General features: G+C 62.2%; 10 protein-coding genes and 1 pseudogene. 9 read left to right on the plus strand and 2 right to left on the minus strand.

The window, feature by feature from the left end; all coding sequences use genetic code 11:
• Positions 1–35 precede the first annotated feature (35 nt).
• The 9 genes and pseudogenes from IVB36_RS37650 (at position 36) to IVB36_RS37695 (ending at position 10910) form a co-directional block, all read left to right on the plus strand.
• Positions 36–1061: an ABC transporter substrate-binding protein gene (locus IVB36_RS37650; protein ID WP_018454353.1), complete on the plus strand. Its 1026-nt coding sequence runs from the start codon at positions 36–38 to the stop codon at positions 1059–1061.
• Positions 1062–1090: 29 nt separating this feature from the next.
• Positions 1091–1795 carry a hypothetical protein gene (locus tag IVB36_RS37655; RefSeq protein WP_018454354.1) on the plus strand — a complete coding sequence of 235 codons (705 nt, stop codon included), beginning with the start codon at positions 1091–1093 and terminating at the stop codon, positions 1793–1795.
• Between the two features lie 95 nt (positions 1796–1890).
• Positions 1891–3212: pseudogene (locus tag IVB36_RS37660) on the plus strand (ABC transporter substrate-binding protein).
• Between the two features lie 31 nt (positions 3213–3243).
• Entirely contained in the window at positions 3244–4014 is a 771-nt protein-coding gene (locus tag IVB36_RS37670) for an ABC transporter ATP-binding protein (RefSeq protein ID WP_018454356.1), read from the plus strand.
• Positions 4014–4718 carry an ABC transporter ATP-binding protein gene (locus IVB36_RS37675; RefSeq protein WP_018454357.1) on the plus strand — a complete coding sequence of 235 codons (705 nt, stop codon included), beginning with the start codon at positions 4014–4016 and terminating at the stop codon, positions 4716–4718. The genes IVB36_RS37670 and IVB36_RS37675 overlap by 1 nt, the downstream gene beginning before the upstream one ends.
• Positions 4719–4731: 13 nt before the next feature.
• Positions 4732–5613: a branched-chain amino acid ABC transporter permease gene (locus IVB36_RS37680; RefSeq protein ID WP_018454358.1), complete on the plus strand. Its 882-nt coding sequence runs from the start codon at positions 4732–4734 to the stop codon at positions 5611–5613.
• A complete protein-coding gene (locus tag IVB36_RS37685) occupies positions 5610–6629 on the plus strand; it encodes a branched-chain amino acid ABC transporter permease (protein WP_026232717.1) in 1020 nt (339 codons plus the stop codon). Before IVB36_RS37680 ends, IVB36_RS37685 begins: the two co-directional genes overlap by 4 nt.
• A complete protein-coding gene (locus IVB36_RS37690) occupies positions 6589–7548 on the plus strand; it encodes a polyphosphate kinase 2 family protein (protein ID WP_018454360.1) in 960 nt (319 codons plus the stop codon). The genes IVB36_RS37685 and IVB36_RS37690 overlap by 41 nt, the downstream gene beginning before the upstream one ends.
• Before the next feature lie 1040 nt (positions 7549–8588).
• The gene (locus tag IVB36_RS37695; protein WP_018454361.1) at positions 8589–10910 is read left to right on the plus strand and encodes a mechanosensitive ion channel domain-containing protein; all 2322 of its coding nucleotides are present in this window, start codon (positions 8589–8591) and stop codon (positions 10908–10910) included.
• A gap of 334 nt (positions 10911–11244) precedes the next feature.
• Here IVB36_RS37695 and IVB36_RS37700 read toward each other — a convergent pair whose 3' ends face one another.
• Together IVB36_RS37700 and IVB36_RS37705 are read right to left on the minus strand one after the other, a co-directional pair.
• On the minus strand, positions 11245–11964 hold the full coding sequence (locus tag IVB36_RS37700; protein ID WP_018454362.1) for a hypothetical protein: 720 nt from the start codon (positions 11962–11964) through the stop codon (positions 11245–11247).
• A 106-nt stretch (positions 11965–12070) separates the two neighbouring features.
• The gene (locus IVB36_RS37705; RefSeq protein WP_247394840.1) at positions 12071–13045 is read right to left on the minus strand and encodes a zinc-dependent alcohol dehydrogenase family protein; all 975 of its coding nucleotides are present in this window, start codon (positions 13043–13045) and stop codon (positions 12071–12073) included.
• Positions 13046–13075: the final 30 nt, after the last annotated feature.

The raw sequence follows: 13075 nt of genomic DNA on the forward strand, positions 1-13075 counted from the left end.
GCTTTATGGTGCCGCCAGCCGAACGGAGGAAACCAATGAAGAACACGATAGCCAGGCTCGCGGGCGCGCTGCTCGCGCTGACGCTCACCACCGGTCTTGCCGCGGCGCAAAGCAAGGTCACGATCGCGATCGGCGGCGGCTCCTGTTTGTGCTATTTGCCGACGGTGCTGGCAAAGCAGCTCGGCGAATACGACAAGGCGGGTCTCGACGTTGAGCTCGTGGACCTCAAGGGCGGCTCGGACGCGCTCAAGGCCGTGCTCGGCGGCAGCGCCGACGTGGTCTCCGGCTATTTCGACCATTGCGTCAACCTCGCGGCCAAGAAGCAGGAGCTTCAGGCCTTCGTGGTCTATGACCGTTATCCCGGCCTCGTGCTGGTGGTTTCGCCGTCGCACACCAACGAGATCAAGTCGATCAAGGACCTCGCCGGCAAGAAGGTCGGCGTCAGCGCGCCCGGCTCCTCCACTGACTTCTTCCTGAAGTATATGCTGAAGAAGAATGGCGTCGATCCCGCCAGCACCGCCGTGATCGGCGTTGGCCTCGGCGCCACTGCGGTCGCCGCCATGGAGCAGGGCCAGATCGATGCGGCCGTGATGCTCGATCCCTCCGTGACCGTGCTCCAGGGCAGCCACAAGGATCTGCGCATCCTCTCGGACACCCGCACGCAAAAGGATACACTTGAGACGTTCGGCGGCGAATATCCGGGCGGCGCGCTGTACTCGACCGCGGCCTGGGTCGCCGGCCACGAGAAGGAGACGCAGGCGCTGACCAACGCGATCCTGGGCACGCTCGCCTGGATCCACTCGCACTCGCCCGAGGAGATCATGGCGAAGATGCCGGAGGAGACGGTTGGCAAGAACAAGGACCTCTATCTCGCGGCACTGAAGAACACGATCCCAATGTTCTCCGAGACCGGCAAGATGGACCCGAAGGGCGCCGACGCCGTGCTCGCGGTGTTCAGCGTTGGATCGCCCGAGGTCGCCAACGCCAAGATCGACGTCAGCAAGACCTTCACCAACAAGTATGTCGAGCAGGCCAAGAAGACCACGGGAAGCGTCAAATAACTGACGCGAAGGTGTGGTCATCAGGCGTCATGACGTCACCAATCATTCATCGGGTCACGACGCTTGAACTTGCCGTGCGGCCGATCGTCTGGGCGTTCGCGGAGGAGCGGCGCGCCGAGATCGCCACGCATTTCGCCGAGAAGCAGCGCGAGCGGCCAAAGATCTGGAACGGTCGCGTCCTGCTCGGGCGTGATGCAACGTTCGCCGACGGGCATCTTTCTGCGACCTATTTCGAGACCGATTTCGCGAGCTTCCTCGCCTGGCGCGATTGGGGTTTTCCCGACAAGGCCGTGTTCAACGGTTTTGGCATGGGCGCGTTGCGCGCCTCCGACGGCGCCTTCGTCATGGGTGAGATGGCGCAGCACACCGCCAATGCGGGCCGGATTTATTTCCCGTCCGGTACGCCCGATCTCGAAGACGTCAGGGGCCACACGCTGGACATTCCCGGCAGCGTGATCCGCGAACTCGAGGAAGAGACCGGCCTGACCGCCGCCGACTATCGGGTCGAGCCGGACTGGCACTGCGTCGTCACCGGCCCGACGATTGCGATGTTGCAAATCGTCAACCTGGACATGCCGGGTGATGTGGCGCGTGCGCGGATCGAAGCCAATCTGGCGGACGAGGCCGAGCCAGAGCTCTCGGCCATTCATCTCGTGCGCGGGGTGAGCGATCTCACGCCGTCCATGCCGCGATTTGTCACGGCCTTCGTCGAGCAGCAGTTCGCGTTGCGCTGATGCGCGAGGCTTGACATCGCTGCGCTCAGCCCATGTGATGGGCGAAAATATAAAACCAAAAAGAATGCAATGCACAATCGTCCAGGGAGGTTTTGATGCGCGTGCGCATGGCTGCCCGTTTGGTACGTGGGCTGTTGGTCGCGGTATCGGCGACAGGCTTGGCGCTGTCCGCCCAGGCCCAGGATCAAGGCAAAGAGAAGAAGATCAAGATCGGCGTCGTTTTCGATCTGACCGGGCCTCTCGCCGGCGGTGGCTCTGAACTCGGCTATATCGGCGCAAAGATCATTCTCGACCATTTCGCCAAGACCGGCGTCGAGGGTTACAAGATCGAAGCGGTCTATGCCGATGCGCAAAGCAAGCCCGACATCGCGATCAACGAATCCGTCCGCCTGCTCGAGCAGGAAAAGGTCGACATGGTGCTCGGCTTCTTCTCCTCGGCGCAATGTGTGCCGGTCGCGGCCCGCGTCGAGCAGCTCAAGAAGTTCATGTGGATGACGACTTGCATCTCGTCGGCCGTGTTCAACGAGAAGGGTTACAAATACGTCTTCCGCCCGCAGGCGAGCGGCGACCAGTTCGGCATGATGACCATGGATTTCATCGCGCAGAATGCCAAGGCGAAGTTCGACAAGGAGCCGAAGGATCTGCGCGTCGCCATCATTCACGAAGACGGCGCCTATGGCGTCGACGTGTCCAGGGGCAACGAGGCCGGCGCGAAGAAGGCGGGATTCAACGTCGTGATGAAGGAGGGTTATTCAGCCACCGCGCCTGACCTCTCCGCGCTGGTGACCAAGCTGAAGCGCGCCAAGCCTGATGTCATTTTCCACACTGGCTACAACCCTGATATCACGCTGTTGCTGCGTCAGGCGCGCGAGCAGGGGCTGAAGTTCGGCGCGCTGATGGGGCACGGCGCGGGTTACGGCGTCTATGAAAAACTGAAGGAAGGCATGGGAGCCGATGCCACCTACATCTTCAACACAGACCCGATCTCGATCTGGCTTGCCAACCAGAAGACCATGGATCCCAAGCTCCCGCCTGTGATCAAGATGGTTGGCGAGGAATTCGACAAGATCCGGCCCGGCGTCGCGATCCGCTCGGCGCATGTCGGCATCGGTGCGTCCAACACCTATGTGTTCACAATGACGTGCTGCCGCGCGCGATCAAGAAGTATGGCGGGGTCGATCCGGATGCGCTGCGCAAGGCTGCCCTCGATACTGATATTCCCGAAGGGGGCACCATGCTCGGCTTCGGCGTGAAGTTTTACGGCGAGGGCACGCCGATGGCCGGGCAGAACGAGCGCTCGTTCCCGGTCGTGATCCAGTACATCGACGACAAGTCCTCCGTGGTGTGGCCCAAGAGTCAGGCGCAGCGCGAGGCTGTGCTGCCGCTGCCGAAGGGCACCACCTACAGCAATCAGTAGCGCAAATGCGCGCAGAGAGGAGAGCGGGACGGTGCTGGAAGTCAGCGGGCTGGTGAAGCGGTTTGGTGGCTTCACCGCCGTCAACAATGTGTCGTTCAAAGTCGATCAGGGCGAGATCCTCGGCCTGATCGGCCCCAACGGCTCGGGCAAGAGCACGATCTTCAATATGCTCTCGGGTACACTGGCGCCGACGTCCGGTTCGATCCTGTTCGACGGCTCCGAGATCGCGGGCCTTCCGCCGCACCGGATCATCAACAGCGGCATCGGCCGCACCTTCCAGATCCCGCGACCATTCCGCCGCCTGACGATCTTCGAGAACGTCGCGCTCGCCGGATTCTATGGCCAGGGCCGCCACAGCCGTGCCAGGGCCGAGGAGGCGGCCGAGCGCTCGCTGGCGATGGTCGGCTTGCCGACCGATCGCCATGCCAGCGTCGACGGCCTCGGCGCAGCCGGCCTGAAAAAGCTCGAACTGGCGAAAGCACTCGCCACCGCGCCCAAACTTCTGCTGGCCGATGAGAGCCTCGGCGGCCTCGACGAGGCCGAGATGGGGCAGGCGGCTAACATGCTCCGCAACATCCGCGACGAGCTCGGCATTACCATCATCTGGGTCGAGCACATCATGGGCGTGCTGATGCGCGTCGTCGATCGCGTCATGGTGCTCGATCACGGCGAGAAGATCTCGGAAGGTTTGCCGAGTGCCGTTGCCGGCGATCCCCGTGTCATCGAGGTCTATCTCGGCACCGATGCCGAGACCACGCAGGCTGCGGCCGCCGCAGCGCGCCGCCGCGCGGGGGTGCAGTGATGTTGGAGCTCCGCGGCGTCAATGCCGGCTATGGTACCTTCCAGGCACTGTTCGACGTCGATCTCGACGTGAGGGCGGGTGAGGCCGTCGGCGTCATCGGTCCCAACGGGGCCGGCAAGACCACCCTGATGCGCGTCATCTCCGGCCTGATCCGCCCCTCGCGTGGGGCGATCAGAATGGAAGCCGTCGACGTCGTGGCCACGCCGCCGCACAAGATCGTCAGCCTCGGGATCGCGCATGTGCCGGAGAACCGGCGGCTGTTTCCGCAGCTCTCGGTCGACGACAATCTCAAGATGGGCGCCTTCATGCAGGAGGCGCGCGGCCACTATGCCGAGCGGCTGGACGTGGTGTTCGAGCTGTTTCCGCGCCTGAAGGAGCGCCGCCACCAGATGGCGGGCACCATGTCCGGCGGCGAGCAGCAGATGTGCGCGATCGGCCGCGCGCTGATGTCGAATCCAAAGCTGCTGCTGCTCGACGAGCCGTCGGCGGGGCTCGCGCCGGTCGTGGTGCAGCAGGTGTTCGAGCTGGTGAAGCGGATCCGCGCCAGCGGGCTGACCGTGCTGATCGTCGAGCAGAATGTGCAGCAGGTGCTGAAAGTGGTCGATCGCGCCTATCTGATCGAGGCGGGTACGATCAGGTCCTCAGGCACCTCGGCCGAGATGCTGGCGAGCGACACGGTCAAGGAAGCGTATCTCGGGGTGTGAGGTTCATGCAGGCATGCAAGCATTTCTGGACATTTTCGACATCTACCTGCTGGAGGCCGTGATCAACGGCATCCTGCTCGGCGGCGTGCTGGCGTTGCTCGCGCTCGGGCTCAATTTGATCTTCGGCGTCATCGACGTGACCTGGATCTGCTACGCAGAGCTGGTGATGATCGGCATGTACGCCATGTACTTCCTGGTGCAGTATTACGGCATCAGCTATTTCGTCGCCGCGCCGCTCACCATCCTGCTGGTCGCGGTGCTCGGCGCGGCGCTGCATTACCTCGTGATCGCGCCGCTGCTCACGGCGCCGCCAATCAACCAGTTGCTGGCGACCGGCGGGGTGCTGTTCGTGCTGCAGAGCTTTGCCACGGTCGCCTTCGGCATCGACTTCCGTAACCTCGGCATCCGCCTGCCGGTGCTCGCCTTCGGCGACATGAATTTCAGCTACGCGCGACTGCTGTCCTTCCTGGCCGCGCTGGTCGGCATGGTCGCGGTCTATCTGTTCATGACGCGGACCTTCACAGGGACCGCGATCCGGGCGATCTCGCAGGACCGGCAGATCATGGCGCTGATGGGCGTCGACACGAAGCGGATCTATCTCATTACCTCTGCGATCGGCGGGGGGCTGGCCGGGCTCGCAGCATGCCTGCTGGTTCTGCAATATGACGTGCATCCCTTCGTCGGCCTGTCGTTCGGCCCGATCACCTTCCTGATCTGCGTGCTCGGGGGCCTCGGCAATTTCATCGGCGGCTTCATCGCCGCCTTCGTGTTCGCCGAGATCATCTCGCTCGGCGGCCTGTTCTCCGATCTCGAATGGGGCTATGTGCTTGCCTTCGCGTTCTTCATCGTCATGATGTTCATCCGGCCCGCGGGCCTGCTCGCGAGGCGCCGATGATGGGGCGGGGACGGCTTGCAGCCTGGGGGATCGGATTGGCGGCGCTGGTCGCGCTGCCTTTCGTCTATCGCGATCCCTATCATCTGCACATCCTGGTGCTGATCCTGATCTGGTCGTTCGCCTATACGTCCTGGTCGATGATGGGGCGGTTCGGCCTCGTCTCGCTCGGCCACGGCGGTTTCATGGGAATCGGCGCGTATGTCACCGCGCTACTCTGGAATCACCTGGGCTGGTCGCCCTGGATCGGCATCCCCATCGGCATGGTCGCGGCCGGCGCGCTGGCGCTGATCGTCGGCTATCCCTGTTTCCGCTTCCGCATCACCGGGCACTATTTCGTGCTGGTGACGCTCGCGCTCTCCGGCATCGTGCTCCAGGTCATTACGGCGACGCGCGACTACACCGGCGGCTCGCTCGGCTACACGCCGAACCGGGCCGCGGGCAACAAGCTCTGGTCGCTGCAATTCGACGACAAGATCACCTGGTACCTGATCGCGCTCGGGGTCTGGCTTTTCGGCATCGTGGTCTGGCACTGGGTCGACCGCAGCATGGCCCGCTATGCGCTGGAGGCGATCTCGGAGGACGAGGACGCCGCGGCCGCCGCCGGCGTCGACGTCACCGCGGAGAAGCTGAAGATCACGCTGCTCAGCGCGCTGATGACGGCATTGGCCGGCGCGCTCTACTGCCAGTACCAGATGTTCATCACGCCTGATACCGTCAGCGGCATCGCGGTGTCGCTCCAGATGGTGTTCGCGGCCATCGTCGGCGGCCTGTTCGTCTCGCTCGGCCCGACCTTCGGCGCTATCATCACGATTATGCTGGCCGAGACCCTGCGCATCGGCTTCGGCACCAAGGCGGTCGGCTGGGACAATCTCGTCTACGGCGTGTTGCTCGTGCTTTTCATCATATTCCTTCCCAAGGGTATCCTTGGTAGCTTGCTCGACCGATTGAAGCCGCAACGCAAGGTGTCCCGCGCTCATGAGCAAGAAGTCGTCCAAATCGCTCGCCCAGGAACTTGACCGCTACATCACGCCGTTCCGCTACGATGGTTCGGGCAAGTTTCATCTCAAGGATCACAAGACCAACGAGAAGGGCGACCTCGACAAGGAGAAGGCCCAGGAGATTCTCGATGCCAACATGAAGCGGCTGATCGCGTTTCAGGAGAAGCTCTACGCCCAGGACCGCTGGTCGGTACTGATCGTGTTCCAGGCGATGGACGCCGGCGGCAAGGATTCCGCGATCAAGGCGATCTTCGAGGGGATCAATCCGCAGGGCTGCGAGGTCAGTGCCTTCAAGGCGCCGAGCAGCAAGGAGCTCGATCACGATTTCCTCTGGCGCCACGTGGTCGCGCTGCCGGAGCGCGGGCATATCGGCATCTTCAACCGCTCCCATTACGAGGAATGCCTGGTGACGCGCGTGCATCCGGAGGTCCTCGCCAAGGAGAAGCTGCCGTCAATGCTCGTCACCAAGAACATCTGGAAGGAGCGGTTCGAGGACATCTGTGCGTGGGAGCGCTATCTCGCGCGCAACGGCACCGTGGTGCTGAAGTTCTTCCTCAACCTGTCCAAAGACGAGCAGCGCGAGCGCTTCCTCGACCGGCTGGAGGATCCGTCCAAGCAGTGGAAGTTCTCCATGGACGACATTAAGGAGCGCGCGCTGTGGCCGCGCTACCAGGCGGTCTATCAGGACATCGTCCGGCACACGGCAACGCCTCATGCGCCGTGGTATGTCGTGCCGGCCGACCACAAATGGTTCGCGCGCGTCGTGATCGGGTCGGCCATCGTCGCGGCGCTCGAAAAGCTCGATCTGCGCTTCCCTCGCGCCGACAAGGCCTCGGCGGGTGAATTCGACGAGGTGCGCAAGGCGCTGGAGAAGGAGGAGAAGGCGGGCAAGAAACAAAAACGCGAAAACAACCCCATGCACAGTAGCCGGGGATAACGAAATCAATGACTTGAAGGTCAGCGCGAGCGCTTGCGGATTTAACGAAATCGTTTGACTCGTCGGGCAAAACAGGGGCATGATGTGATCATCCCCAAATTCCTCAGTACTCGCGTCCACCGGTAGCAGAAGCGTTCTACATTGGCGGGAAGGGCGGCCTCGCAATTCGCCCACTTCTCGCATTTCGCTGCAAGCGAATCCGTCGCAGTCAGATGGAACGCGCCCTCAAATGTGATTTGCGCGCCGTTGATCTTGCTTGACAGTTCTTCGTCACGGGAGGACCATCTCAATGGTCGCAAACAAGCGACGCGCAACGTCCACATCAAGAGCAAGGGGAGGTCTATGACACCACCTCCGCAGATCCAGCCGCGTTAAGTGCGATGGAGCTCGTTCGGACTATCGCATAGCGGCAGAAAACCGCGAACGGCACGCCGGGCCAAGGTTTAGAGGGCTGCATCAGTGTGGCATAGCCCCTACCTGCCCGGCGCTGTATTGTGCATCACATCGATTGCACACCGATCCACGTCGGAGGGCCGTGACGCGGCCGCCGTGCTTTTGACATCGTGCTTCTCTCTTCCTCCTCCTCACGGCCGTCATTCCGGGCCGACTCCCGGAATGACGGAGGGCTGTCGCATATCAGGGCTGTCGCATATGACGTCTCAGCGGCGCCTGAGCGAGCGCCTCGTCCTTCGAGACGCCGCGTTCTGCGGCTCCTCAGGATGAGGCTCAGCTGCATCCATCTGCGTTGAAATGTTGCCGCATATTCATCCCTCATCCTGAGGGCTCGCCGCAGGCGGGCGTCTCGAAGAATGGCCGCGGTTGAGCTTCCAGCCGCGTGCCTGCATTCCGATCGCTGCACGTCCTGCCTTGAGACCGCGGTTCCCGTTTACTGCACCGCGGCAAATGCCAAGAGAATGTCGCCTCATTGGCCAACTTCCGACACAGCGCCCGGGCGAATAGCGTCGATCCGACATGATGCATGTGCTTCGGCGGTGACGGGCCCGACGTCGCCGTCGCATTCATTTTCCCAGGGATCCCTCGTGTCGCATAAGCTTGCCTCCGCGCTTCTCGCCGCGCTCTTGATCGCGATCTCATCTCTCTCCTGCGCCCGCGCCGCGCCGCCGACGAGTAGCGCTGCCGCGTTGTCGCCCGATGAGGCCAAGCGCGCGCTGGAAACGCTGCAGGACGACAAGAAGCGCGCGCAGATGATCGACACGCTGCGCGCGATCGCCAATGCGTCCGGTGCACAGCAGCCCGCGCCCGAGCCAAAATCGCCGATCCCGCTCGCGGCCGACGGCCTCGGTGCGCAGCTCATGCTCACCGTGTCCGAGGAAATCGGCGAGATTTCGCGAGACGTCGCCGATATGGCCAGGACGCTCACGCACTTCCCGGCGTTCTATTACTGGATCGTGCGGACCGCGAACGATCCCGCGGCCTACAATCTCCTGATCGAGATCGCCTGGAAGCTTGCGCTGGTGTTCGGCTGCGCCTTCTGCGCCGAATGGGTGATCTTCCGTCTGATCCGCCGCCCCGTCGTGTTCCTGGAAGGGCGCATGCCGCAAACGGCGCGTCTGCCGGTGCAGGTGTTGCCCATTGCCGATCCGCCGTCATCCGTGGCCGATGTCACCCCGGCGCCCGAACTGCACATGCGCCGCCACAGCCTGGCGCGGGCCTGGCAAATCATGCTGCGGCTGCCGCTCGTGCTGGGACGCTTCCTGCTCGAGCTGCTACCCGTGTTGGTCTTTGTCGGCGTCGCCACGGCGCTGCTCGGCACCGAGATCGGCGGGCCCACCACCGTCCGTCTCGTGATCCTCGCCGTCGTCAACGCCTATGCGTTCTCGCGCGGGCTCTTCTGTGTGGTCCGTGTGCTGGCGGGACCGTTCGGCTTGTTTCCGGTCAAGGCCGAAACCGCCGCCTATATCGAGATCTGGGCGCGCCGTATCGTCGGTGTCGGCGTCTCCGGCATCGCCTTTGCGAATGTGGCGCTGCTGCTCGGCCTGCATCGCGGCGGCTACGCCGCGCTCCTGCGCATGGTGATGCTGGTCGTGCATCTCTTCATCGTCGTCATCATCCTGCAATGCCGCCGCCAGGTCGCCGAAGCGATCCGCGCGCCGGCCGACCGGCAGGGGATCGCGGCGCGACTGCGCAACCGCATCGCGGGCGGCTGGCACTATCTCGCCATCGCGCTCGACCTTGCGCTGTGGGCCGTGTGGGCGCTGAACATTCGCAACGGCTATTCGTTGCTGCTGCAATATTTCGTCGGCACCATCGCGGTGGCGCTGATCACGCGTGTCGCCATCATGCTGACGCTGGGCCTGATCGACCGCGGCTTCCGCATCAAGCCCGAGATCCTCCAGCGCTTTCCGGGCCTCGAGATCCGCGCCAACCGCTACCTGCCGCTGCTGCGCAAGATCGTATCCGGCGTGATCGCCTTCATCGGCCTGGTGGCCGTGCTCGAAGTCTGGGGCGTCGACGCCATCGTATGGTTTTATGGGGGCCAGATCGGCAGCCGGCTGATCTCGGCGGTGGTGACGATCGGACTTGCCGTGTTCATCGCAGCTGCGATCTGGGAAGCCAGCAACGCGCTGCTGGACCGCCAGATCAATACGCTGTCGCGCGATGGGCACTATGCCCGGGCCGCGCGGCTGCGGACCTTTCAGCCGATGCTGCGCACGGCCTTGCTGTGCGTGATCGCCACTGTCGTCGGGCTCACGGCGCTCAGCGAGATCGGCGTCAACGTCGCGCCGCTGCTGGCGGGCGCCGGCATCGTCGGCATCGCCATCGGCTTCGGCTCGCAGAAGCTGGTGCAGGATCTCATCACCGGCCTGTTCCTGCTGCTGGAGAACACCGTCCAGGTCGGCGACAGCGTCAGCGTGTCCGGGCTATCGGGCGTGGTCGAGAACGTCTCGATCCGCACGATCAGGCTTCGTGCCGGCGACGGTGCCGTGCACATCGTGCCGTTCAGCGCGGTCACGACTATCACCAATGCCAGCCGCGGCGCCGGCAATGCGTCCGTCAGCGTCAACGTCGCCTACAAGGAGGATACCGACCGCGCCGGCCAGATCCTCAAGGACATCGTCGACGAGATGCGCCGCGAGGTGGAATTCCGCAGTCTGATCCGCGGCGATCTCGAGCTCTGGGGCATCGACAAGGTCGACGGCGCCATGGTGTCGATCGTCGGCCAGATCCGCTGCACCGAGGCCGGCCGCTGGCCGGTGCAGCGCGAATTCAACCGCCGCATGAAGCAGCGTTTCCAGCACAACGGCATCGAGGTCGCATCCGCCACCCAGACCATCCTGATGCACATCGCGCCGCCGGCTGATGGCGCCGCTCATCTGACGCCAAGGCGAGCGGTCGGCTAGAGAGTCTGTCCATAAACGTCGGCTTGCCAATCGAAAGCGGAAGTGTCCGACCTTACGTGTGATCGGCGGCTCGTGATCCAAACCGGAAGTCGGCATGCCAACGATAACTCAGAACAGAGGAGGTGGCGCCTTTTGGCCCCGCCTTGCCCTTAAGTTCGTTTGTGTCCACGCCATGAACGTACTCGCGCGTGTCCTTCAAACGTTTTTCTTGGATGTACGCGCTCCTCAAGTCGATTGTGTCTACCCCAATCGCCGATGACACCCACGGCGCGCGCCATGGGGCAGTCGGGGGGTACCCATTTGCTTGCGTGCTTCCTGCCGTCTGAATGCTTTTTTAAGTCAAAGCAATTGCAGAGATATCGATACCGACGAGGACAGATTCGGTATTTATACTTCCGTCCGGGTTTCTCCTGAACGCGCGCCGTTTGGTTGGCATCATAATCCCTTGAATGTTCTTGTACTCGGACATGTAGTGCGCGGCTGGAGCACCACCTGCCACGAGTGTGGTATAATCCAAACGAGCGATGAGCCCGTTTTCATCGACGTGGAATATCTGGTCCGGACAGTGAGTTCCAACCTTCTCGGGAAAAGTGATCTTGAGCCGCCGGCGTACCGTGCCTTGGTCGGTCGCCGGGTCTATCTCTTCCGCTTTGGCACTCTCAGTGACAAACATAAATGGAGTATTCAGATAATTCCAAAGTGCATACCCGGTAAAGTAAGCCAGATGCAGCCTATCCCACGTCGTCTGAAGAGTATGTCCTTCAAACGCATTTCTTGGATGTACGCGCTCCTCGATAAGCTTCCCGTCGATTGTCTCTAGCCGAACACGATCCGGTTCGTAGATGCTTTGCACGCCTTCTTCGGTAAAGTGCGTAAAGCAAGTTCGCTGTTCTTTCGTTTGCGCCTTCAATTGAACATTTTCGAAGACACCATCCCATCCCTTTCTAGTCCAGTGCGAACCATGCATCGAGAGGTTCACGTCGATCGCGTTGAATTTTCGCCATCGTTCAAGAGTTCCGTGAGACTCAAGCACCAGATCTAAAAGAGCAGTCATGTGTCCTCCGGTTCGCCCTATTGGAATTAGGGCCATCGCTTTCGATATCGCACTAGCTGCGGTTTCAGGCGCTTAGAATTCAGGGCGCCTGACCGTTGATCATCCATTAGTTGGGTTTCAGAAGGACTTTCCCGCCTTTTTGCGCATGCGCCATGGCCTGAGTTGCCTGCTCGAGCGAATAAACGCCGGCGACCGGAACGTGCAGTTTGCCTTCGGCGATCAGTCGCTCGGCTGTCCGCGTATGAGCCGCAAGCTTTTCGTGTGCATCTCGAAAGCGCGGAAATCCCAGCCAAAACCCTTCCAGGGTCATCTGCTTGAAAATGATGTTCAGAGGACTCATGGCCGCGGGCTTTCCGCTGACGCCGCCATAGACGACCATCTTGGTGTTCGACGCGAGGCAAGACGCTACCGAGTGCGAGGACTCGCCACCCACGCCGTCGATGCCCAGCTTGATTTTAGCCTTGCCGGTCGCCGCTGCGACCTGCTTCACAACGTCGGGTCCATCGACAAGGACGACGTCAGCTCCGGCTGACTTCAGCTCATCCACCAGCTCGGGTCTGCGCACGAGGCTTACCGAGCGCAGTCCGAACTCCTTTGCAAACGCAATGACGCTGCGTCCCACACCGGAATTGCCGGCGTTCTGGATGACCCAGTCGTCCTTGCCGAGTTCGACATACTCGGTTAGGAGCAATGCCGCTGTGAGCGGATTGATCCGAAGCATTGACATCTGTTGGGGATCGGCTTGCTCAGACAAGACGATGAGATCGGTGGCCGGCACCGTGATGGCCTGTCTCCACACGGGAAGCCCGATCGGAATGGCCACACGATCGCCAGTCCTTACATTTTTAACCGAGGCTCCTACGGCGACAACGCGGCCAATAGCTTCGTTCCCGAGCGGCGCGGGCGGCTGCGGCCTGATCGCATACATGCCACGGATCATCAGAAGTTCAGCAAGTCCGATCGCTGAGTATTCGACCGCGACCGTGGCTTCATTTGCTGCCGGCGGTGGGGGTGGATCGCTTTCGACAACTTCAACCACGTCGGTGGGTTTGCCAAACTTAGACATTTGCAGAAACTTCATTGTCCCCTCCGCGAGAGCTGTATGGCTCAT

It is taken from the genome of Bradyrhizobium sp. 35, assembly GCF_023073215.1.
GTDB classification, from domain to species: Bacteria; Pseudomonadota; Alphaproteobacteria; order Rhizobiales; family Xanthobacteraceae; genus Bradyrhizobium; species Bradyrhizobium canariense_D.

What these genes read in the sequence shown, in the direction of transcription:
- IVB36_RS37650 (WP_018454353.1), top strand. Translation starts at nt 36, where the DNA reads ATGAAGAACACGATAGCCAGGCTCGCGGGCGCGCTGCTCGCGCTGACG.
- IVB36_RS37690 (WP_018454360.1), top strand. Translation starts at nt 6,589, where the DNA reads ATGAGCAAGAAGTCGTCCAAATCGCTCGCCCAGGAACTTGACCGCTAC.
- IVB36_RS37700 (WP_018454362.1), bottom strand. Translation starts at nt 11,964, where the DNA reads ATGACTGCTCTTTTAGATCTGGTGCTTGAGTCTCACGGAACTCTTGAA.
- IVB36_RS37655 (WP_018454354.1), top strand. Translation starts at nt 1,091, where the DNA reads ATGACGTCACCAATCATTCATCGGGTCACGACGCTTGAACTTGCCGTG.
- IVB36_RS37705 (WP_247394840.1), bottom strand. Translation starts at nt 13,045, where the DNA reads ATGAAGTTTCTGCAAATGTCTAAGTTTGGCAAACCCACCGACGTGGTT.
- IVB36_RS37675 (WP_018454357.1), top strand. Translation starts at nt 4,014, where the DNA reads ATGTTGGAGCTCCGCGGCGTCAATGCCGGCTATGGTACCTTCCAGGCA.
- IVB36_RS37680 (WP_018454358.1), top strand. Translation starts at nt 4,732, where the DNA reads ATGCAAGCATTTCTGGACATTTTCGACATCTACCTGCTGGAGGCCGTG.
- IVB36_RS37685 (WP_026232717.1), top strand. Translation starts at nt 5,610, where the DNA reads ATGATGGGGCGGGGACGGCTTGCAGCCTGGGGGATCGGATTGGCGGCG.